General features: G+C 66.4%; 20 protein-coding genes. 6 read left to right on the top strand and 14 right to left on the bottom strand.

Annotated elements, in window-relative coordinates:
• The 5 genes from ACK5F2_RS01620 to ACK5F2_RS01600 form a co-directional block, all read left to right on the top strand.
• A partial coding sequence (locus tag ACK5F2_RS01620) for a sensor histidine kinase (RefSeq protein ID WP_409862299.1) occupies positions 1-1,149 on the top strand: 1,149 nt, incomplete at its 5' end.
• 14 nt (positions 1,150-1,163) lie between these two features.
• Positions 1,164-2,693 (top strand): sigma-54-dependent transcriptional regulator, encoded by a 1,530-nt coding sequence (locus ACK5F2_RS01615; protein WP_409862297.1) that lies wholly within the window; start codon positions 1,164-1,166, stop codon positions 2,691-2,693.
• A 504-nt stretch (positions 2,694-3,197) separates the two neighbouring features.
• Entirely contained in the window at positions 3,198-6,122 is a 2,925-nt protein-coding gene (locus ACK5F2_RS01610; RefSeq protein ID WP_409862295.1) for a ribonucleoside-diphosphate reductase subunit alpha, read from the top strand.
• A gap of 253 nt (positions 6,123-6,375) precedes the next feature.
• Positions 6,376-7,542, top strand: coding sequence for a ribonucleotide-diphosphate reductase subunit beta (locus ACK5F2_RS01605; RefSeq protein ID WP_409862294.1), 1,167 nt, complete (start codon positions 6,376-6,378; stop codon positions 7,540-7,542).
• A 219-nt stretch (positions 7,543-7,761) separates the two neighbouring features.
• Positions 7,762-8,373, top strand: a complete 612-nt coding sequence (locus ACK5F2_RS01600) for a histone (RefSeq protein ID WP_409862293.1) — start codon at positions 7,762-7,764, stop codon at positions 8,371-8,373.
• A 124-nt stretch (positions 8,374-8,497) separates the two neighbouring features.
• Here ACK5F2_RS01600 and ACK5F2_RS01595 read toward each other — a convergent pair whose 3' ends face one another.
• From ACK5F2_RS01595 to ACK5F2_RS01545, 11 genes are all read right to left on the bottom strand, one after another.
• On the bottom strand, positions 8,498-9,709 hold the full coding sequence (locus tag ACK5F2_RS01595; RefSeq protein WP_409862292.1) for a DUF3426 domain-containing protein: 1,212 nt from the start codon (positions 9,707-9,709) through the stop codon (positions 8,498-8,500).
• A gap of 40 nt (positions 9,710-9,749) precedes the next feature.
• On the bottom strand, positions 9,750-10,670 hold the full coding sequence (gene prmA, locus ACK5F2_RS01590; protein ID WP_409862290.1) for a 50S ribosomal protein L11 methyltransferase: 921 nt from the start codon (positions 10,668-10,670) through the stop codon (positions 9,750-9,752).
• Between the two features lie 111 nt (positions 10,671-10,781).
• Entirely contained in the window at positions 10,782-12,131 is a 1,350-nt protein-coding gene (gene accC, locus ACK5F2_RS01585) for an acetyl-CoA carboxylase biotin carboxylase subunit (protein WP_409862289.1), read from the bottom strand.
• A gap of 9 nt (positions 12,132-12,140) precedes the next feature.
• A complete protein-coding gene (accB, locus tag ACK5F2_RS01580) occupies positions 12,141-12,608 on the bottom strand; it encodes an acetyl-CoA carboxylase biotin carboxyl carrier protein (protein ID WP_409862287.1) in 468 nt (155 codons plus the stop codon).
• Between the two features lie 67 nt (positions 12,609-12,675).
• Positions 12,676-13,119 carry a type II 3-dehydroquinate dehydratase gene (gene aroQ, locus ACK5F2_RS01575; protein ID WP_409862285.1) on the bottom strand — a complete coding sequence of 148 codons (444 nt, stop codon included), beginning with the start codon at positions 13,117-13,119 and terminating at the stop codon, positions 12,676-12,678.
• 137 nt (positions 13,120-13,256) lie between these two features.
• The gene (locus ACK5F2_RS01570; protein WP_409862284.1) at positions 13,257-13,778 is read right to left on the bottom strand and encodes a TlpA family protein disulfide reductase; all 522 of its coding nucleotides are present in this window, start codon (positions 13,776-13,778) and stop codon (positions 13,257-13,259) included.
• Positions 13,779-13,789: 11 nt separating this feature from the next.
• Positions 13,790-14,419 carry a hypothetical protein gene (locus ACK5F2_RS01565; protein ID WP_409862282.1) on the bottom strand — a complete coding sequence of 210 codons (630 nt, stop codon included), beginning with the start codon at positions 14,417-14,419 and terminating at the stop codon, positions 13,790-13,792.
• Between the two features lie 13 nt (positions 14,420-14,432).
• Positions 14,433-15,170 carry a monofunctional biosynthetic peptidoglycan transglycosylase gene (mtgA, locus tag ACK5F2_RS01560; protein WP_409862300.1) on the bottom strand — a complete coding sequence of 246 codons (738 nt, stop codon included), beginning with the start codon at positions 15,168-15,170 and terminating at the stop codon, positions 14,433-14,435.
• Entirely contained in the window at positions 15,170-16,033 is an 864-nt protein-coding gene (aroE, locus tag ACK5F2_RS01555) for a shikimate dehydrogenase (protein ID WP_409862281.1), read from the bottom strand. The genes mtgA and aroE overlap by 1 nt, the downstream gene beginning before the upstream one ends.
• A gap of 12 nt (positions 16,034-16,045) precedes the next feature.
• Entirely contained in the window at positions 16,046-16,900 is an 855-nt protein-coding gene (locus ACK5F2_RS01550; RefSeq protein WP_409862279.1) for an energy transducer TonB, read from the bottom strand.
• Between the two features lie 32 nt (positions 16,901-16,932).
• Positions 16,933-18,978, bottom strand: a complete 2,046-nt coding sequence (locus ACK5F2_RS01545) for a ribonuclease catalytic domain-containing protein (protein ID WP_409862278.1) — start codon at positions 18,976-18,978, stop codon at positions 16,933-16,935.
• Between the two features lie 291 nt (positions 18,979-19,269).
• Between ACK5F2_RS01545 and ACK5F2_RS01540 the strand changes: the two genes are divergently transcribed.
• Positions 19,270-19,614: a hypothetical protein gene (locus tag ACK5F2_RS01540; protein ID WP_409862277.1), complete on the top strand. Its 345-nt coding sequence runs from the start codon at positions 19,270-19,272 to the stop codon at positions 19,612-19,614.
• Between the two features lie 236 nt (positions 19,615-19,850).
• Here ACK5F2_RS01540 and fabG read toward each other — a convergent pair whose 3' ends face one another.
• From fabG to ACK5F2_RS01525, 3 genes are all read right to left on the bottom strand, one after another.
• Positions 19,851-20,603 (bottom strand): 3-oxoacyl-ACP reductase FabG, encoded by a 753-nt coding sequence (gene fabG / locus ACK5F2_RS01535; protein ID WP_409862276.1) that lies wholly within the window; start codon positions 20,601-20,603, stop codon positions 19,851-19,853.
• Positions 20,600-21,199, bottom strand: coding sequence for a YqiA/YcfP family alpha/beta fold hydrolase (locus ACK5F2_RS01530; RefSeq protein WP_409862275.1), 600 nt, complete (start codon positions 21,197-21,199; stop codon positions 20,600-20,602). The genes fabG and ACK5F2_RS01530 overlap by 4 nt, the downstream gene beginning before the upstream one ends.
• An 11-nt stretch (positions 21,200-21,210) precedes the next feature.
• A partial coding sequence (locus ACK5F2_RS01525) for a hypothetical protein (RefSeq protein ID WP_409862274.1) occupies positions 21,211-21,452 on the bottom strand: 242 nt, incomplete at its 5' end.

The following is a 21,452-nucleotide window of genomic DNA, read 5'->3' as shown; positions in this document are numbered from 1 at the left end:
GTGGGCCTGCTGGCCAGCGAGATGGCCAGCCGCCTGGCGCGCGAGGAGCGGGCGGCCCGCGGCAGCCTGGAGCTGGCGCGTCAGCAGGCCCAGCTCAACCGGCTGGTGATTGAGCAGATGCAGGAGGGGGTGCTTGTCGTGGACCGCCGCGGCCATGTGCGCGCGGCCAATCCTGCGGCGCGCGGCCTGCTGTCCGGTGCCCAGCGTGTGCGTGAGGCGCCGTTTCAGCTGCGTGGCGTGGCCGACTGGGAGCCTCTGGTCGCCGCCGTCGATCGTGCCTTTGCCGACGCGGGCTGGCCCGAGGAGGGGCGAGATATCAGTCTGAGGCTGGATGGCGGCGAGACGCGCGGGCTGCGGCTGCGCATGCGCTTCACGCAGCGCCGCGAGGGGCAGGGCAATGAAGACCTGTGTGTGCTCTTCATCGAGGATGTCCGCAGCGTGCTGGCGCGCAGCCGCCAGGAGAAACTGGCCGCCATGGGGCGGATCTCGGCGGGGATTGCCCACGAGATACGCAATCCACTGGCCGCCATCGACCAGGCCAATGCCTTGTTGGCGGAGGACAGCGAGAACGAGCAGGCCCGTCGACTCACGGCCATGGTGGCCTCCAATGTGCAGCGGCTCAAGCGCATCGTTGACGATGTGATGGAGGTGGCGCCCGGGGTTCTCTTGCCGCCGCAGGCCCTGGATGCCAGTGCCTTGGTGCGTGAGGCCTGCGCAGACTGGGCGAGCACCAATCGATTGCCGCAGTCTGATGATGGTCCGCTGGCCCTGAGTCTGCCCGCAGGCAGTCTTGCGGTGCTGTTTGAGCCCGAGCACATGCGCCGCGTCCTGGTCAACCTGCTGGACAATGCGCTGCGGCATGCCGAGCCCGGGCCGGCCTCGGTGCAGGTCAGCTTGCGGGCGCTGTCCGAGCAATGGGCTCAGCTCTCGGTCTACAGTGCAGGGCCTGCCCTGGCGCCCGAGGTGGAGCGACATCTCTTCGAGCCCTTCTTCTCCACACGCAGCCGGGGTTCCGGCTTGGGGCTCTACATCTGTCGCGAGCTTTGTGAGCGCTACGGTGGCCGCATCGACTATCAGCGTCAACGTGCCGTCGGGCATGCGGGCAACGAGTTCATCATCACCCTGCGTCGGCCGCCCGCCGAGGCTTAGAGCAGTTCAAGACCATGAATCCCGTTCCCGCACACAGCCTGCTGGTCATTGATGATGAGCCTGATCTGCGCACGCTCTACGAGCTGACCCTGCTTCGCGAGGGTTATGAGCTGGACAGTGCGGGCTCGGTTGAAGAAGCGCTGGCCCGGCTGACGGAGCGCGGTTATAGCGCGGTGATCACCGATATGCGCCTGCCCGACGGCTCGGGTCTGGACGTGCTGGCCTGGCTGGAGCGCCACGGCCGGCCCGAGAAAGCCCTGGTCATCACGGCTTTCGGTTCAGCGGAAAACGCGGTGGAGGCGCTCAAGGCCGGCGCCTATGACTACCTGACCAAGCCCGTGGACCTGCGCCAGTTCCGCAGCGTGGTGGCCTCGGCCCTGGGTCGGGCGGGTGCTTCGGCGCAGTCGGCCGTATCGGTGGCCGGTGCGCCCGCCGCAGCGCCCGCCTCCGCTCGCAGCCCGGGGGCGCGAGCGCCGCGGGCGGGCGAGGCGGGTAGCAGCCATCCGGCTTTGCACCGGCTGGCCGGCGACTCCGCGGCCATGTGTCAGGTGCGTGCACTGATTGAGAAAGTGGCGCGCAGCATGGCGCCGGTATTGCTGCAGGGCGAGTCGGGCACGGGCAAGGAGCTGGTGGCGCGAGCCATCCATGACGCCAGCCCGCGCAGTGCCAGGGCCTTTATCGCGGTCAACTGCGGCGCGATTCCCGAGCAGCTGCTGGAGGCCGAGTTCTTCGGCTTTCGCAAGGGTGCCTTCACCGGCGCACATGAGGACAGGGAAGGCTTCTTCCAGGCCGCCCACGAGGGCACGCTCTTTCTGGATGAGATCGGAGATCTGCCCCTGGCCATGCAGAGCAAGCTTTTGCGCGCCATCCAGGAGCGCTCGGTGCGGCCGGTCGGGGCCGTGGCCGAGGCGCCGGTCAATGTGCGCATCGTCAGCGCCACCCACAAGGACCTTTCGGCCGAGGTGGCTGCGGGGCGCTTCCGTCAGGATCTGTTCTATCGCCTCAATGTGATCCAGATCCGCGTGCCGCCCTTGCGTGAGCGCATCGAGGATCTGGAGGCGATCAGCGAGCGTGTACTGGATCGCATTGCGCGCGATGCCGGCGTGTCACCTGCGCCGCGGCTCTCGGCCCTTGCTCTGGCCCAGCTCTCGCGCTATGCCTTCCCGGGCAATGTGCGAGAGCTGGAGAACCTGCTGCATCGGGCCTTGGCGCTGTCCGGGGGGGAGGTCATCGACGTGGCCGATCTGGGCTTGCCTGAGGCCGTGCTGGATGATTCGCAGTTCGGCAGCCTGGACATGCCCGACAGTGTCAGCCTGCCGCTGGTCGCTCAGCGTGCATCGGATGCTGATGAGCCCCTGCCGCAGGACTTGGCGGCTTATCTTGACGAGGTGGAGCGCAGCATCCTCCTGCGCTCCCTGGTTCGGCATGGCTTCAACCGCACGGCGGCCGGGGCTTCTCTGGGTCTGTCGCTGCGGCAGATGCGCTACCGCATGGCCCGTCTTGGCGTCACTGAACCCTCGGGTTCGGCGGGTGAGGGCGGCTGAACCTCGGGAAGGCCCAGCATTGGCGCGGCTTGGCGTCATGTTTCAGCCTGCAAGCCAGCGCTGGTGCGGGTCGGCCGGCGCGGAGTCCCTGTTCATCGTGATGTGCACGCCCGTGCGGCGTGATACGCCCTTCGAGCCCTGATTTGCTAGCGCGATCCCAGCGCGAGGTCAACGGGGTTTGAACGCTATCGGTAGTGCTTGAAGCGGTCACATCCGCTAGATATAGTGTCTGTCGTGGTATCCTTCTGACCTCGGCTAGACCTGATATGCCCCACTCAATTGCAGCCGCAGCTTCTCGCGCCACCCGCTGTCTGGGTCGGCGTTCCGGGACCGGGGCAGGGTCAGCACGCAGGGGATTGGCGTCTGGCGGCTCTAGAGCCGCAAGGCCGTCCAGGTACTCCCCGCCAGCCACAAACCGAACATGAAGCCAGAGCAGCGCGCCGCATGCTCCGGCTTTGCGTTCTCCGATTGATTGAACCGAACAAGACTCAGACGAGGACCTCTATGCAAACCGTTGCAGCCAGCACGCTATCGGATACCGCAGCCGTCCCCTCCGCTCACGGCGCGAGCGGCGGAGCCGCCAAGACCTCGGCCTTCCAGGCCTACCAGATCATCCGCCGCAATGGCGCGGTGGTGTCCTTCGAGCCCAGCAAGATTGCCGTGGCGCTGATGAAGGCCTTTCTGGCGGTGCATGGCACCAGCGGTGCGGCTTCGGCCAGCGTGCGCGAGACGGTGGACGCCCTAACCGAGAACGTGGTGCGCGCCCTGCTGCGTTCGCGCCCGAGCGGTGGCACCTTCCACATCGAGGATGTGCAGGACCAGGTGGAACTGGGGCTGATGCGTGGCGGTCACCATGAAGTGGCCCGCGCCTATGTGCTGTATCGCGAGCGCCGCGCCCAGGAGCGTCTGGCCAAGGGCGAGGTCGATATCGCCGCCGGCAATATGCCGAGCGCCAGCCTGATGGTGGTCGAGGGCGGCCAACGCGTGCCTCTGGATCTGGCCAAGCTTTCGGCCCTGATCGCCAGCAGCTGCGCCAATCTGGGCGCCGATGTGAAGCCCGAGCCCATCATTGCCGAGACCAAGCGCAATCTGTATGACGGCGTGCCCATGGATGAGGTCTACAAGGCCGCCATCCTGGCCGCCCGCACCCTGATCGAGAAGGATCCTGGCTACACCCACGCCACCGCTCGCCTGCTGCTGCACACCATCCGCAAGGAGATCCTGGGCGAGGAGGTCATCCAGGCCGATATGGAGCAGCGCTACGCCGAGTACTTCCCCGGCTATATCAAGAAGGGTGTGCAGGCCGAGCTGCTGGACGAGAAGCTGCAGCAGTACGACCTGGTGAAGCTGGGTGCCGCGCTCAAGGCGGAGCGCGATCTGCAGTTTGACTACCTGGGCCTGCAGACCCTGTATGACCGCTATTTCCTGCATGTGGACGGCAAGCGCATCGAGATGCCGCAGGCCTTCTTCATGCGCGTGGCCATGGGCCTGGCGCTGAACGAGATCGACCGCGAAGCCCGCGCCATCGAGTTCTACGAAGTCCTGTCCAGCTTCGACTTCATGTCCTCGACCCCGACCCTGTTCAACTCGGGCACCCGTCGCTCGCAGCTCTCCAGCTGCTACCTGACCACGGTGTCGGACGATCTGGACGGCATCTACGAGGCGCTCAAGGAGAATGCCCTGCTGTCCAAGTTTGCTGGCGGCCTGGGCAATGACTGGACCCCGGTGCGCGCCTTGGGCTCGCACATCAAGGGCACCAATGGCAAGTCGCAAGGTGTCGTGCCCTTCCTGAAGGTGGTGAACGACACGGCCGTGGCGGTGAACCAGGGCGGCAAGCGCAAGGGCGCGGTCTGTGCCTATCTGGAGACCTGGCACCTGGACATCGAGGAGTTCCTGGAGCTGCGCAAGAACACCGGTGACGACCGCCGTCGCACCCATGACATGAACACGGCCAACTGGATTCCGGACCTGTTCATGAAGCGCGTGCTGGAAGGTGGCGACTGGACCCTGTTCAGCCCCTCCACCTGCCCGGACCTGCACGACCTCTTCGGCGCTGCCTTCGAGAAGGCCTACACCGAGTACGAGGCCAAGGTGGATCGCGGCGAGATCAAGCTCTTCAAGCGCATGCCGGCCAAGGATCTGTGGCGCAAGATGCTCTCGATGCTGTTCGAGACGGGCCATCCCTGGATCACCTTCAAGGACGCCTGCAATGTGCGCTCGCCGCAGCAGCACGTGGGCGTGGTGCACTCGTCCAACCTCTGCACCGAGATCACGCTGAACACCAATGACAGCGAGATCGCGGTCTGCAACCTGGGTTCCGTGAACCTGGTGCAGCATCTGAAGGACGGCCCGAACGGCAAGGAAATCGACCACGAGAAGCTGAAGAAGACCGTGTCCACCGCCATGCGCATGCTGGACAACGTGATCGACATCAACTACTACGCGGTCAAGAAGGCGCGCGACTCCAATCTGCGTCACCGTCCGGTGGGCATGGGCCTGATGGGCTTCCAGGATGCGCTCTACGCGCTGCGCACTCCCTACGCCTCCCAGGCGGCCGTGGAGTTCGCCGACCGCTCGATGGAAGCGATCTGCTACTACGCCTACTGGGCCTCGACCGAGCTGGCCGCCGAGCGTGGCCGCTACTCGAGCTACCGCGGTTCGCTGTGGGACCGTGGCATCCTGCCGATCGACTCCCTGGACCTGCTGGCCGAGGCCCGCGGCGGTCATGTGGACGTGGACCGCAGCATGACCCTGGACTGGGATGCGCTGCGCGCCAAGATCGCCCGTGACGGCATGCGCAACAGCAACTGCGTGGCGATTGCTCCGACGGCCACCATCTCCAACATCATCGGCGTGGATGCCTCGATCGAGCCCTGCTTCGGCAACCTCTCGGTCAAGTCCAACCTCTCCGGCGAGTTCACCGTGATCAACGAATCCCTGGTGCGCGATCTGAAGAAGCTGGGTCTGTGGGACGACGTGATGGTCATGGACCTGAAGCACTTCGACGGCTCGCTGCGCCGTATCGACCGTGTGCCGGAAGAGCTCAAGGCCCTGTACGCCACCGCCTTCGAGGTGGAGCCGTTGTGGCTGGTGGAAGCCGCCGCCCGCCGCCAGAAGTGGATCGACCAGGCGCAGAGCCTGAACATCTACATGGCCGGCGCCTCGGGCAAGAAGCTGGACGAGACCTACAAGCTCGCTTGGCAGCGTGGCCTGAAGACCACCTACTACCTGCGCACCATCGGCGCCACGCACGCCGAGAAGAGCACGGTGAGCAAGGCCGGCCAGCTCAATGCCGTGGCCAGCGGTGGCGGCATGATGGCTTCCGCACCTGCGGCCACGCCTGTCGCCGAGATGCCCGAGCCCGAAGGTGCGGTCTGCATGATGCGCCCCGGCGACCCTGGCTTCGAAGAATGCGAGGCCTGTCAGTAAGGCCTTGAGCGGGTCGCGATGAAGCCCTCATCGCGACCCCTGAACACGCGCGATGCGAGTGTTCATCGATGCAAACTCGATTTGCACTGCATCGATGAATGCTCACGCCGAGGATGCTGATGTCGCTGCGAGCACCGCATGTGCGCCGCGCGATATCGATGCAGCACAGCAACAGCCAGTGCTGCGCCATGTCAAGAAGTCCTTGGTGTTTGAACACAACACTCTGATAATTCAACGCGATAGGAAGTCCACCATGCTGGTTTGGGAAGAAGACCGTCAACCCTCGCAAAGCGCAGCGCAAAGCGCCAATCTGAACGTCGCACCGGGCCAGTCGCCGGTCGCGCGCGCCGCGGTCCCCGCCACGCAGACTCCCGCCAGCTCCTCCGTCCAGTCCGCCAGCGAGCGTCGCGTCAATGTGGCCGACAAGCGCATCATCAATGGCCAGACCGACGTCAACCAGCTGGTGCCCTTCAAGTACAAGTGGGCCTGGGAAAAATACCTTGCCACCTGCGCCAATCACTGGATGCCGCAGGAAGTGAACATGAGCCGCGACATCGCGCTCTGGAAGGATCCCAACGGCCTGAGCGAAGACGAGCGCCGCATCATCAAGCGCAACCTCGGCTTCTTCGTCACCGCCGACTCGCTGGCCGCCAACAACATCGTGCTGGGCACCTACCGCCACATCACGGCGCCCGAGGCTCGCCAGTTCCTGCTGCGCCAAGCCTTCGAAGAGGCCATTCACACCCACGCCTACCAGTACATCGTGGAGTCGCTGGGTCTGGACGAGAGCGAGATCTTCAATGCCTACCATGAGGTGCAGTCGATCCGGGACAAGGACGAGTTCCTGATCCCCTTCATCGACGCGATCATGGACCCTAACTTCAACACGGGCACGCTGGAGAACGACCAGACGCTGCTGAAGAGCCTGATCGTTTTTGCCTGCCTGATGGAAGGCCTGTTCTTCTACGTGGGCTTCACGCAGATCCTCGCCATGGGCCGCCAGAACAAGATGACCGGTGCCGCCGAGCAGTACCAGTACATCCTGCGCGACGAGTCCATGCACTGCAACTTCGGCATCGACCTGATCAACCAGATCAAGCTCGAGAACCCGCAGCTCTGGACCCCGCAGTTCAAGGCCGAGATCAAGGCTCTGTTCCTGAAGGCCGTGGAGCTTGAGTACCGCTATGCCGAGGACACCATGCCTCGCGGCGTGCTCGGCCTGAATGCCTCCATGTTCAAGGGCTATCTGCGTTACATCGCCAATCGCCGCGCCGTCCAGATCGGTCTGGAGGAGCTCTTCCCCAATGAAGAGAACCCCTTCCCCTGGATGAGCGAGATGATCGACCTGAAGAAGGAACGCAATTTCTTTGAAACCCGTGTCATCGAATACCAATCCGGTGGCGCCCTGTCCTGGGATTGATGCGAGGCACGGTGCCTCACGCAGTTCCAGTTTTTGAAGAGATCAAGATCCGCGATGTTTGAGACCCAGGCCGCCAGAAGAAGCCGAGGCCGGACATCGCCACCCCATTCACCGTACCGGGGCACTCCTCCTGGGTGACTCTCGGATGGTGAATAACCGCGCTGCAGCGGACCGGTCTGTTGCAGGCGGTGCTCTTTCCACTTGATCAAGGAGAACGAAATGGCAACTGCAAAGAAGGCGCCGGCCAAGAAGGCCGCTCCCGCCAAGAAGGCCGCCGCTCCGGCGAAGAAGGCCGCCGCCCCTAAGAAGGCTGCTGCTCCGGCGAAGAAGGCCGCCGCTCCGGCCAAGAAGGCTGCTGCTCCGGCCAAGAAGGCTGCTGCGCCGGCCAAGAAGGCCGCTGCCCCGAAGAAGGCTGCTGCTCCGGCCAAGAAGGCTGCTGCCCCCAAGAAGGCTGCCGCTCCGGCCAAGAAGGCCGCTGCCCCGAAGAAGGCTGCCGCTCCGGCGAAGAAGGCCGCTGCCCCTAAGAAGGCCGCTGCTCCGGCGAAGAAGGCCGCTGCCCCGAAGAAGGCTGCTGCTCCGGCGAAGAAGGCCGCTGCCCCTAAGAAGGCTGCTGCTCCGGCCAAGAAGGCCGCCGCTGCCCCCAAGAAGGCTGCTGCGCCTGCTGCCAAGCCGCCCGCCAAGAAGGCTGCCAAGAAGCCGGCTGCCAAGAAGCCTGCCCCTGCGCCTGCTGCTGCGCCTGCCGCCAAGCCCGCTGCGGCTCCGGCGCCGGCTGCCAAGACGGCTCTGAGCCCTCAGGCTGCCTGGCCCTTCCCGACCGGCAACAAGCCCTGAGTGAAGCGAGCTGCATGACCCGACGCAAGTCGGGTCCGCAGATGAAGAACCCGGCCATGGCCGGGTTTTTTTTCGACGCTGGGGTCGTGTGATACCTTCGGCCCGCTCACGGGCCTCGGCTTGCTCAGGGGTGGAAGATCACCACGCTGTAGCCACTGATCTTGAGCTTGTCGGTGCTGAAGACCAGTTGCAGTGCTTCCTCGGAGTGGGCTGCAATGCTGCCCTTGCTGAGGTTGAAGTCCGCGGGCTTGAGCATGCGGCGAGCCACCAGGGCGCCACTGGCATCGGTCAGGCTCAGATCCACCCAGGGCAGCGCCAGGGCATAGCCCGCCTTGTTCTGCAGCTGGATGCCAAGCTTGTAGTGGTTGCCGGAGCCTGCCTGCGTGAGGCTGCTCGTCTCCACGGCCAGCCCATCGATGCGCTTCCAGGGCTCCAGGCTGCAGCCAGCCATTTCGCAGAAGCGGCTCAGCAGCGGCTCGGCCGGCGGGTGCAGGGCCAGCAGGGCATTGCGGAACTGCCAGAGGGCTTGCAAGCCCAGCGCCGTCAGCAGCAAGAGACTGCCCACGAGCAGTACCAGACCTTGCCAGCGCGTACCCTCGCTCGCGTCACGCTTGCTGGCCTTGCGCATGAAGCTGGGCTGAGGGGGCTCGGCAGCGACGGCCGGCTCGGGTTTCGCGGCGGCCATGGGGGCTGGTTCGGCGGTTGCCGGTTTACCGCCGGCCAGACGCGCGCGTGATTTGTCCAGACCCTTGGGCGTCGGGCGCTTGTCTTCGGCGGCCGGGACGGGATCGGCATCCCAAACAGGTTCGCGGCGCTGCGGGCTCGCGTCATCGGCGGGCAGCGCATCCTCATGACGGCGCGTCGCGGAGGACCCAACCGGGGAGGGTGGCGCCATGCCACCGGGCGCGAGCGCGTCGGCGGCATACATGGGCGGCAGCTGGATCGTCGGCTCGCCAGCATCCGGGCTCTCCTCGGGCTCGTCTCGCACCTCCTGCTGCACGCGCTGAGATGTCGCTCGGGCATGGGTGTTCGAGTCGCGCGGCATCACCCAGGTGGATTCATCCGGGCGTCGAGAAGGCATCGGCGCAGATTCAGGCTGCGGCTCGGCCATGGCAGGCCGCACATCACCGAGCTGTTGCGGCGTGGCGGCAGCCGTGCTGCTGCTCTGCGGGGGCCAGGGCGGCGGCGCTTCGCGGTCGATGTCGAAGAGCTGCTCGTTGGCGTCAAAGACCTCGGCGCAGCGGCCGCAGCGCACCCAGCCTTCGGACACGCGAAGCTGGTCTTGCACCACCCGGAAGATGGTGCCGCAAGCGGTACAACGGGTGGCGAGACTCATGGTCGGAATCATGCCACGAGAAGGGCCTGGTTCATGGGGCTCAGACGCGCTGTGCCGTCATCAGGATCCAGCCTTCTTCGCAGTCGCTGACCTCCAGCTGCAGCCAGGGTGCATAGGCGGCCTTGAGATCATCGGCCTGCCGTTCCAGGATGCCGGCCAGCACCAGATGAGCACCGGGTGCCAGGTGTTGACACAGCAAGGGGGCGAGCAGCTTGAGCGGCGTGGCCAGGATATTGGCCAGCACCAGCGGGTACTCGCCGCTGGCCGCATCGGGCAGGCCCACGTGGATGCGTTCTGCGACCCGATTCGCCTCGGCATTGGCTTGGGTGGCGGTGACGGCGGCGGGGTCAATGTCCACGGCATCCACCTGGCGAGCGCCATGCAGGGCGGCACCGATGGCCAGGATGCCCGAGCCGCAGCCGTAATCCAGCACGCGATTCCAGCCGGGGGCCAGGTCTTGATGGCGGGCGATCCAGCCCAGGCACATGCGGGTGGTCGGGTGGGTGCCAGTGCCGAAGGCCAGTCCCGGATCCAGGCGCATGATGGTGGTGGCCTGGGGCGGAGCCTCATGCCAGGAGGGCACGATCCAGAAATCCTGGGTGATCTCCACCGGTGCGAACTGAGACTGGGTCAGGCGCACCCAGTCCTGCTCCTCGACGGCCTGGATGGTCTGCACATGCACGTCTTGCGCCCAGTCCTGGGCCAGGATCAGGGTGGCGGCCTCGGTGGCCTCGGCTTCGGTGGCAAACAGGGCCTTGACCACCGAACGTTCCCAGCCCGACTTGGGGGCTGGCATGCCGGGCTCGCCGAACAGGGCCTTCTCGGCATCGGTGTCGGCATCGGCGTCTTCCACCGAAACGGCCAGGGACTCCACCTCCATCAGCGCATCGCTGACGGTCTCGACATCGTCTTCGCGGCAGATCAGGATCAGTTCGTGGAGGATGGGGCTGCTGCTACTCATCATGTGTCCTTGCTGAAAAAGCAAAAGCCCCGGAGCGGCTGGCGCCACGCCGGGGATCTGCAAAGCGGACCCGCGCCGGAGCGCGACCCGCTGCTGCGCTCAAGCCGGAGCTTAGCGCTTGTGGTCCCGCATCCAGCCTTCCAGATAGTGGATGCTGGTGCCGCCTTCCATGAACTTGGCGTCGGCCATCAGTTCGCGGTGCAGCGGGATATTGGTCTGGATGCCTTCCACCACCGTCTCGGACAGGGCGATGCGCATGCGGGCCAGGGCCTGCTCGCGCGTGTCGCCATGGGTGATGATCTTGCCGATCATCGAGTCGTAGTTCGGCGGCACGAAGTAGTTGGTATCGGCGTGCGAGTCCACGCGCACGCCGGGGCCACCGGGCGCATGCCAGGTCGTGATGCGACCGGGGCTGGGCGTGAACTTGACCGGGTCTTCGGCATTGATGCGGCACTCGATGGCGTGGCCGCGCATCTCGATCTGGCGCTGGGTGAAGGGCAGCTTCTCGCCAGCGGCGATGCGGATCTGCATCTGCACGATGTCGATGCCCGTCACCATCTCCGTCACCGGATGCTCCACCTGCACGCGGGTGTTCATTTCGATGAAGTAGAACTCGCCGTTCTCGTACAGGAACTCGAAGGTGCCCGCGCCACGGTAGCCCATCTTCTTGCAGGCGGTGGCGCAGCGGTCGCCGATCTTCTCGATGGTGCGACGGGGGATGCCCGGGGCCGGCGCTTCCTCGATGATCTTCTGGTGGCGGCGCTGCATGGAGCAGTCGCGCTCGCCCAGCCACACGGCGTTGCGGTGCCCGTCGGCCAGCACCTGGATTTCTACATGGCGCGGGTTCTCCAGGAACTTCTCCATATAGACCTGCGGGTTGCCGAAGGCTGCACCGGCTTCCGCCTTGGTAGTCTGCACCGCATTGACCAGAGCCGCCTCGGTGTGCACCACGCGCATGCCGCGGCCACCGCCGCCGCCGGCGGCCTTGATGATCACGGGGTAGCCGATGGCGCGGGCGATCTTGACGATCTCCTTGGGGTCATCGGGCAGGGCGCCTTCCGAGCCGGGCACGCAGGGCACGCCCGCGCGGATCATGGCCTGCTTGGCCGAGACCTTGTCGCCCATCATGCGGATATTGTCCGGAGTCGGGCCGATGAAGGTGAAGCCGCTGCGCTCCACGCGCTCGGCAAAGTCGGCGTTCTCGCTGAGGAAGCCGTAGCCGGGGTGGATGGCCTCGGCATCGGTCACCTCGGCGGTGGCGATGATGGCCGGCATGCTCAGATAGCTCTGGGCGGAGGGCGCCGGGCCGATGCACACGGCTTCGTCCGCCAGCTTCACGTACTTGGCTTCGCGGTCCGCCTCGGAGTACACGACCACCGACTTCACACCCAGCTCGCGGCAGGCGCGCTGGATGCGAAGCGCGATTTCTCCGCGGTTCGCGATCAGGATTTTCTTGAACATGGCGAAGCCTTATTCAATGATGAACAGGGCTTGTCCGAACTCGACCGGTTGACCGTTCTCGATCAGCACCTTGGTGATCGTGCCGCTCTTGTCGGCCTCGATCTCGTTCATGATCTTCATGGCTTCGATGATGCAGATGGCATCACCTTCCTTGACCTGCTGTCCCACCTCGGCGAAGGGCTTGGCATTGGGGCTGGAGGCACGATAGAACGTGCCCACCATGGGCGACTTCACCGCATGGCCGGTTTCGGCGGCAGGTGCCGGCGCTGCTGCTGCGGCGGCGGGCGCCGCAGCCACGAGGGCGGCAACGGGCGCGGCCACGGCCGGCGCCATCATGGGCAGGCTCGCCATCGGCACGGCCACCTGGCCATCCGACTTGACGATGCGCACCTTGCCATCGGCCTCGGTGATTTCAAGTTCAGAAATGTTCGACTCGGACACGAGGTCGATCAGGGTCTTGAGCTTGCGCAGATCCATAAGGCTTCTCCAACGGAAATGGTTTGTTGTGCTTCGTGGGGTCGCGAGGCGCCCGCCGTCCCGAGCCTCAGGCCAGGGACTCCGACCGGCTCAAGGCATACTGCAGGGCCAGGGTGTAGCCCTGTGCCCCCAAGCCGCAGATCACGCCTTCGGCGAGTGCGGAGAAGTAGCTGTGATGCCGGAAGGCCTCGCGCTTGTGGACATTGGACAGATGCACTTCAACAAAAGGCAGTCCCACGGCCGCCAGCGCATCGCGCATGGCCACACTGGTATGCGTGTAGGCGGCAGGGTTGATGATGATGAAGCGGCTGCCGTCCTGGCCCGCTGCCTGAATGCGGTCCACCAGAGCACCTTCATGGTTGCTCTGGAAGGATTCCAGCTTGGCGCCTGCTTTCGCCGCGATCTCCTTGAGATCAGCGTCGATCTGGGCCAAAGTTCGCGAACCATATACGCCCGGCTCCCGTGTTCCCAGGAGGTTGAGGTTGGGTCCGTGAATGACGAGAATCTGCATCTGCAGCGTGCCCGGCTTTTTAGAGCGCGGCCACTAGAAGCGATAAAGGGCGCACTTTACGCCTTTTGAGGGCTGATCCTGCTACTTCGGCAAAAATTTATCGCTTGACCGCCGTGAGCTTTTGGGGCTGGTGGGGCTTAGCGGCTGGTCGCGCCCAGCTCCCGGAGTTCGTCCAGATGGGTGGGGCCGAGTTTGCGCCAGCTGATCTCGCCGGAGGCATCAAAAGCCACGCTGAAGGGCAGGCCTCCCTGAAGATTACCCAATTTTCGCGTCAATTCCAGGCCAGTTAGCCCGGCCAGGGCGGTCGGGAAGGAGACGGGTTGCTTCTTCAGAAACTCCTGCACCGGTGCGGCCGAGTCCACCGCCAAGCCCAGCACCCGCCAGCCCTTGGCGGCAAATTCGCGCTGGAACTGGTCCAGTTCTGGCATCTCCTTGATGCAGGGCGCACACCAGGTTGCCCAGAAATTGAGCAACAAGGGCTGGCCGCGCAGGCTGGCAGCGGCCAGCGCGTCGGCACCCGGGCGCTCGAAGCTTGCGTCCCAGAAGGCCTGGGCGGGCTCCGACAAGGGGGCGGGGCCATGGCGCTGCCAAGCCAATAGACCGCCCAGACCGGCCGCGCCCAAGCCCGCGCCGGCCAGTATCCATTGACGTCGATTCATAAGGGTTGCTCCTAGGGGGGCGGCGAGGCGGGTTTGGGGGCGGCGGCTTCCTCGGCCAGCAAGCGGCGCAGGGCCGCAAGATCTCCGCGTTCGGAGCGCCCGCGGCTGTCGGGCTTGAGGGCGCCGCGCAGATCGTCGTGGTCCAGGATGGTCAGCGCCAGGGTCACGCTTTCCTGCAAGGCGCGGCAGGGCGCAGCCAGGATCAGCTGGTCCACGCTCTGGCCGCGCGGCCCGGCCGTGCTGCCCACCTCGTAGTCCACCCGCCAGTTCAGCAGGGCGATCTCGGCGGCCTTGCTGTCGTCACAGAAGAGCTGGAGGTGTATGGGCGAGAGGCGGGTGGCCGTACCACGCCAGACCGCGCCGCACAGATGAGGCCTGAACTCGGCCAGGCGCTCCATCCAGAGGGCGGCCAACTCGCGCAGGGCCAGCAGCTCGGCAGGCTGGGTGTCGGCACAGAATATGGCCAGGTACTCGCGCACCTGTTCTTCCAGCAGCTCGTTGTCGGGCAGGGCGGTGCGCCGGGGCAGGCCCAGGCTCTTGAGCGCACGTTGCTTGGCCGGCCCGTACTCCAGGCCTTCTTCCACCACCAGGCGGGCCGCACTGGCGGCGATTTCCAGACTCAGGTTCTCGTCGCTGGGCATGGCGGGTCGACTCTCAGGGCAATTCCACGGCGTTCATGCGGGCCTCTATGGTGGCCGCACGCGAAAGCACATAGGGTGAGGCGGGTCGTTTTTCGAAGCGCTTGGGTGCCGGCAGCATCACCGCCAGCCGGGCCGCCTGGTGAGCCGAGAGCTGGGCCGCGTCCACCCGGAAGTAGTGGCGTGCCGCGGCCTGGGCGCCGAACAGACCCTCACCCCATTCCACATTGTTGAGATAGATCTCCAAGATGCGCGACTTGCTCAGCAAGCCCTCCAGCATGAAGGTCAGGGCGAATTCCTGGCCCTTGCGCAGCAGATTGCGCTCGCCCGAGAGAAACAGGTTCTTGGCCAGCTGCTGGGTGATGGTGGAGCCGCCCACGATCTTGGCCGTGGGCGCCGTGCGGCCGGGCTGCAGGCGGGCGGCCTGCTTCTCGGCCCGGGCTTCGGCGCGCTGGTTCTTCTCCCAGGCCTTCTCCAACGCATCCCAGTCCACGCCACCATGTTCAGAGAAGCCGGCATCCTCGCTGGCAATCACGGCTCGCTGCAGATTCTTGGACAGGCGGGCCTCGTCCACCCACTGCTGCGCCCAGGCGATCTGCCCCTTCTCGCTGAGCAGGCGCCAGATCTCGGAGCGCTGGAAGCTGGTGGACTGCGGGGCCAGCACATTCATCAGTGCAATGCGCCCGGCAAAGAACAGCTGCAGGGCCAGCACGCCCACGAGCAGCAGCGCGAGCAGACGACCCAGGGCGCGCATCATGTGCGGGCCTCGGCCTCCAGGCGCTGGCGCAGGGTGGCCAGCACCGGCGCACTCTCGGGCATCACGCCGCGCCAGATGAAGAAGGCCTCGGCCGCCTGTTCCACCAGCATGCCCAGGCCGTCGCGGCCCTCGAAGCCTTGGGCCGCAGCCCAGTCCAGGAAGGGGCGTGCGGCGGGGCCGTACATCATGTCCAGGGCCAGTGCCCCCGGCTTGAGCGCGGCGGCCGGCACCGGCACGCCCGCACCTGCCAGACTGGCGCTGGTGCCGTTGATCAGCATGTCAAAGCCCTCGCCGGTGCCGTCGAGGGGGCTGGCGCGCAGCTTCACGCCATGTTCTGCGGCGAAGCCGGCATGGCTTTGCACCAGAGCCTGGGCCTTGTCCAGGCTGCGGTTGGCCAGCACGATCTCGGCCGGACCGCGCTCGATCAGGCTGGCCAGCACGCCCGCGGCCGCGCCGCCGGCGCCCAGCAGCAGCAGGCGCTGATCACGCAAGGGCCTGCCGGCGTTGTGCTCGATGTCGCGAGCCAGGCCCACGCCGTCGCTGTTGTCGCCCAACCAGTCGCCGCTGTCGGCGCCGCCATCAAAGCGCAGCACATTGCAGGCACCGGCCAGCCGGGCCCGCGGCGAGAGGCGGCGCGCCAGGGCATGGGCCTCGAACTTGAAGGGCACGGTGATATTGCAGCCGCGCCCGCCCGCGGCGGCAAAGGCGCGCACCGTGGCCTCGAAGCCGTCCAGCGGGCAGAGCAGGCGCTCATAGACCAGGCCCTCGCCGGTCTGCGCCGCGAACAGGGCATGGATTTCGGGGGAGCGGCTGTGGGCTACCGGGTTGCCGGCCACGGCATAGCGATCGGTCATGAGCATCTCATCCAAGGTTCAGGGCTGAGCCGAGAGCGTGGTCTCCAGCCCTTCGTCCCGCGTGAAGCGAAAGCGCGAGGTGATCACCAACACCTCGGCACCCTGACGCATGGCCGCGGTGAAGGGGCCGAAGGGCCCGCTGGCGCGCACGATGGCCACGGCGCGGCGGTCCAGGATGGCATTGCCGGAGCTGGCCACGATATCGGTTTCCACCACGCGGCCGCGGTGGTCCACATGGATGTTCATCACCAGCTCACCGTAGAGCTTCTTGCCCTGGTGCTCGGGAAAGTCGCGCGTGCCGCGTGCCTCGATGCGGCGGCGCAGCTGGTCGTAGTACTGGGCATAGACCACCTCGCGGGTGGCCGGGCTGATGTAGCGTTTCTTGGGCCGTGCGTTCTCGTCGTTGATGCGCTTCTCGATCTCGGCCATCAGCTGCACCAGGCGGCGGCGCTTGTCGGCCTGCTCCTGCGCCTCGGGCTCGCCCCGGTCGCGGCGCGGGTCGGGCGGTGGCAGCAGGGCCAGCTCGCGTCGAACCTGGGCCAGCAGCTGCTGCTGCATCTCCATCAGCTGGGCAATCTGGGCGCGCTGGTTTTCGGCCGTGTCGCCCAGCTCCATCTGGGGCGAGGGGGGCAGGGGCGAGGTGGCGCGGCCCTGGGCGGCCTCGCCGCCGCCGGCCAGATTGGCCTGGGCCAGGGCCTGCGCCTTGGCGGGCGCCTCCTTGCCCCGGGTGTTCACCAGCACCACCTCCAGGGGTGTGTCCTGGAAGAGGCGGTTGAAGCCTTCGGGGTCGGCAATGCGCAGGGTCAGCAGGCCGGCATGCGCGCCCAGAGAAATCAGGAGCGCGATCTGCAGCGTGGAGAGCCGGCCCAGCATCGGCGTCTGTTGCTCCGTGCGTCCGTGGCCTGTCAGGCGCCGCCGCTCGCGGCGGGCGCCTCGGCGCCGTCACCGGCGTCGCTCAGATCGATGGCCAGGGTCAGGGCGCCGGCGGCTTCCACCTCGTCCTCATCCTCGGCGACCTCGTCGGTCGCGCCGCTCACCGGCTCATCCAGACGCGCCAGCAGGCTGGCATGCACATCCAGCGTCATCTCGTCGATGCCGGTGATGCGCACCCGCACATGGCTGTTGCGCGGCAGGCTCTCGCAGCCCAGGGCCTTGAAGACCAGGGGCAGGGTGTCGGCCCGCACCAGACCGTCCTTGAGCACGGCCGCATCCAGCTCGCTGATGCCCTGCTGCTGCAGATAGCGCAGGGTCCAGAAGCGCTCGATGCCGTTCTGGAAACCGTTGTAGGCGGTGTAGGCGGCGTCGAAGCCCGAGATGATGGAGAAGAGCTGCGCGTCCTTGGGCTTGAAGGGCGCGGCCAGGGCTGCAGTCTTGCCGTGGCGGGCGCAGGCAATGATCTGCCACTGGTTCACCAGGTCCACATAGCGGCGCAGCGGCGAGGTGGCCCAGGTGTACTGGGCCACACCCATGCCGGCGTGGGGCAGGGCCTTGGTGCCCATGCGCACCTTCATGCCCGGAGCCAGGCTGGCCTGGCTGCGGTAGATGCCTGGCAGGCCCAGCTGCGCCAGCCAGCCGCCCCAGCTGGAGTTGGCCAGGATCATGGCCTCGGCCACGATCAGGTCCAGGGCCGAGCCGCGCTGGCGCACCGTGATGCTGACCTGCTCGCTGCCGTCCGGCTCCTGGGCGCCGCCGTCGTTGTCCAGGCGGAAGTTGTAGTCCGGCCGGTTGAAGGTCTCGGGCTTGCCGCGCACCACCTCGCGCTTGGCCTTGAGATCGCGTGCCAGGCGGTGGCAGAAGGCCAGCTCGGCGGCGAACTCGTAGTCGGCCGCAGCCTGGCCGGTGAGCGAGGCCTCGGTGATCACGCCGTCCAGCTTGTCGTGGCGCAGATTGCGCGTGATGGGCACGCGCTCCAGCTTGGTCTCGAAGCCGCGGATCTCCAGCGTGGCCTCGTCGATGCTGAAGTAGATGGACACGGCCGGGCAGTCGCGGCCCTCGATCAGGGTGTAGGTCTGCACCACCTCGTCGGGCAGCATGGTCAGCTTCCAGCCCGGCATGTAGACGGTGGAGAAGCGATCGCGCGCCACCTTGTCCACGGCCGAATCCGGCTGTATGGCCAGGCCCGGCGCCGCGATGTGCACGCCAAAGCTGATGCTGCCCGTGCCCAGACCCTGCACCGAGAGCGCATCGTCGATCTCGGTGGTGGCCGAGTCGTCGATGGAGAAGGCCGACACCGCCGCCAGCGGCAGCTCGTCCTTGATCTCCGGGGCGGTGAGGGCCGGGAAGCCCGTGCCCTTGGGGAAATTCTCGAACAGGAAGCGCTTCCAGTGGAACTGGTAGGCGCTGCCGATGGCGCCCGCGCCCTGCAGCAGCTCCAGCGGCGCCTTCTGCGCACGCTTGGTGGCCTCCACCACGGCCTTGTACTCGGGGCCGTTCTTGTCGGGCTTGAACAAGATCTTGTAGATCTGTTCCTTGATCGGGGCCGGGCATTCGCCGCGCACCAGCTCCTCGGCCCAGGCCTCGATCTGCAGGGCCTGCTGGCGCTTGCGTTCGATGCCCAGCAGGGCGGCCTTGACGATCTCCTCCGGCGCCTTCTTGAACATGCCCTTGCCGGCACGGCGGAAGTAATGCGGCGCTTCGAAGAGGCGGAACAGCGCGGCCGCCTGATGGGCCAGGCTGGCCTTGGCATCGAAGTAGTCGCGCGCCAGCTCGGCGAAGCCGAACTCGGTGTCGGGGGCGAACTCCCAGGCCAGATCGAGATCGATCTCCTGCGCCAAGCGCTGGCCCTCGGCCATCAGCTCCGCCGGGGCGGGCTTGTCGAACTTGAGCAGCACATTGGCCGCCTTCACTTTGACGCGCTTGCCCGACTCCAGCTCAATCTGCAAGGAGCTCTCGGCTTCGGACATCACGCGGCCGGCGAGAAACTTCCCGGCGTCATCGAACAGGGCAAACATAGGAGGCGGATTGTCGCCCAAAGCGCCGACCCTCCCGCCGCGATGCCGCCGCCAGCTTGCTACTTTTTGCAGCAGGCCAGGAATAGTCCAAGCGGGGCAAGCACTTGCAGCCGCCCACCCCAGCTTGTCCCGCGACTTGTCCACAGGCGCGGTGGGCAAGTGGGTTGAGGGGTCGTCGTGACCGGCCGCTCACCCACCAAAGTGTGATCTCGCCGCCGGCTCGCGCTGTTCAGGCGCGGCCTAGTTTAGTCTGTGCCCGCCTTTGCTTGACGCCTTCCCATGAGCCACCCCATGACCTCCCGGCCCGAACTGCTGGACTACATCGTCTTCTTCGAAACCGAGCCCCTCTGGGTCAGCCCCGAGGGCTGGTACCACGGCATGCGTTTCGAGATTCAGCGCGGCGAGGACCGGGTGCTCGCCACCCTGGCGCCGGACGAAGGTGAATTCGCCGTGGCCTGGTGGCAGGGCGAGCGGCTGCGCCTGCGCATGAATGCGGTTCAGCTCAATCGCTGGGAGATCGAAACCCAGGAAGGGCGCGAACTACTTCGGGTCAGCCCCCTCGAAGATCGCTTCAAGTTCTGCGAGTTGCAGCTGCGGCCCCATGTCCGGGTGGAGTGGGCCGCGGAGTGGAGCTAGCCTTGCCTTTGAGCCCGGCCCGCCACTGAAGCCGAGCCTTCGCAAGATAGCCTTGCGTCTCGCGCTGCTTGCCGCTGCCCAAATGGGTGACGCTGGGCCCGCGCCGTACTGCCACTTTTTGCAGCACACCAGCCCAAACCCAGGCGCATCAAGCACTTGCAGCCGCCCACCCCAGCTTGTCCCGCGACTTGTCCACAGGCGCGGTGGGCAAGTCGCGGCCGGGCTGGATCAGTCGCTCAGACCGTCATGCCGCCCGAGACTTCCAGCACGGCGCCGTTCACATAACTGGCCTCATCGCTGGCCAGGAAGGCGTAGACATTGGCGATTTCTTCGGGCTTGCCCAGGCGACGCAGGGGCACATGCTCCTGCATCTGGGCGATCACCTTGTCGGGGATGGTGGAGAGGATGGGCGTCTCGATGAAGCCCGGGGCCAAGGCGTTCACGCGCACGCCCTTGGGGCCCAGTTCGCGGCTCCAGGTCTTGGTGAAGCCGATCACGCCGAACTTGGTGGCGGCGTAATTGGTCTGGCCGAAGTTGCCGTAGATGCCCACCACCGAGCTGGCGTTGAGGATCACGCCGCTGCCCTGGGCCACCATGGTGTCGGCCACGGCCTGGGCGCAGTGGAAGACGCCGCGCAGGTTCACGTCGATCACGGCGTCGAACTGCTCCAGCGTCATCTTCTGCAGGCGCGCGTCCTTGGTGATGCCGGCGTTGTTGACCAGCACATCGATGCGGCCATGCCGGGCCTTGACCGCGGCCACCACCGCGTCCACCTGCTCGCGCGAGGTCACGTCCAGCACATGGCCCTCGGCCTGGGCGCCCAGCGCGCGGCACTGCGCCGCGGCTTCTTCCACGGCCTGGGGCTTGATGTCGCAGACGATGACCGTGGCGCCCTCGCGGGCGAACTTGAGCGCGGTGGCCAGGCCAATGCCCTGGGCGGCGCCGGTGATGATGCAGACCTTGTGGGCGAGACGTGCAGAAGAGCTCATAGCTGGAGAAAGTCCGTCAGTTCGTGGAGGTAATCGTCGAAGTCGGAGAGCGCGTGGTCGCTGCCTTCCAGCAGCTTGAGGCGCGGGCAGTCGGCGTAGCGCGCGTGCATCTCGCGCCAGTCCAGCACCTCGTCGCCCTTGGCGATCACGGGCAGGTAGCGGGCGGGCCGGGTGATGGCGGCGGGTTTGAGCGCGCGCAGCTCGTCCACGAACTCGGCGCGGAAGAAGAAGCGCTGCTCGGGGTCCTCGGGGCTTTGCCAGCAGCTCTGCTCGCCCAGATAGGCGGCCAGATCGCGGGCCGGGTCCACGGCAGGGTTGAGCAGCACGGCCGGGCAGCCCAGGCGCTCGGCCAGCACGGTGGCATAGAAGCCGCCCAGCGAGCTGCCCATCAGCACCATGCGCTCGCGCGGCCAGTCGGCCACCAGGGCTTCGGCCAGGGCAATGGCCTCGGCGGGCGAGGGCGGCAGCTGCGGGCAGGCAAAGACCAGATCGGGGCGCTGCTCGGCCACCCAGGCCGCCATGCGCTGGGCCTTGGCCGAGCGTGGCGAGGAGCGGAAACCGTGCAGATAAAGCAAATGCGTGGTGCGGGCGGACATGGCCGCGAAGTCTACCCATGGCCGACCCGGCGGCTTGTTTGTGGATTTGTGCGCAGCTCGCCCGACGCGGTGTGACAGGCGGCGGAATTCGAGGCCCAAGCCGCGTGGCGGTGCATTGACGCCCGGGTCGCGAACGAGGACAGTTGCGCCTTTTTGACAATTCCCTGATGTGCCGCCATGGCCAAAAGCGATGGGCCGGCCGCGAGACGAAGAGAAGAGCGCCTGATGATGAAGCCCATGGACAAATCCGGTC

This window comes from Roseateles sp. (assembly GCF_046300915.1).
Classification (GTDB): domain Bacteria; phylum Pseudomonadota; class Gammaproteobacteria; order Burkholderiales; family Burkholderiaceae_C; genus Kinneretia.
The sequence above is the reverse complement of the archived record's forward strand: the minus strand, read 5'-3'. Positions and strand labels throughout refer to the sequence as shown.